Here is a 285-nt window from a genome sequence, read left to right on the forward strand (position 1 = left end):
CCCGTGGGCGCCTATGCGTTCCGTAAGGGCAGCATGCTGCACTTGGAAGCGGCCGTGTGCGCCGTGGACGGCACCAAGATCGTGCGTGAAAAGAAGGCGACAGACGGCCTGACAGTTGTGGGCGCGACGTTGCTGGGCATCGAAGTGGCGGAATTGCTGCTGGCGGCAGGTGCCGCGGAGATCGCGGATCTTGCCGCTTCCTAAGCCTTCGGCTACCTCAGCTGTGACCGGTCGGCGCATCCTGATCACCAGGACCGCCGACCGGGCCCAGCCCCTGGCTTCGCT

1 protein-coding gene is annotated in these 285 nt (G+C 66.0%); it reads left to right on the plus strand.

Annotated features, from left to right (window positions below):
• Positions 1-204 (plus strand): hypothetical protein (locus SB772_RS40110; protein ID WP_410838532.1); only part of this gene is annotated, 204 nt, incomplete at its 5' end.
• Positions 205-285: the final 81 nt, after the last annotated feature.

The organism is Paraburkholderia sp. SIMBA_030 (assembly GCF_046535245.1).
Taxonomy (GTDB): domain Bacteria; phylum Pseudomonadota; class Gammaproteobacteria; order Burkholderiales; family Burkholderiaceae; genus Paraburkholderia.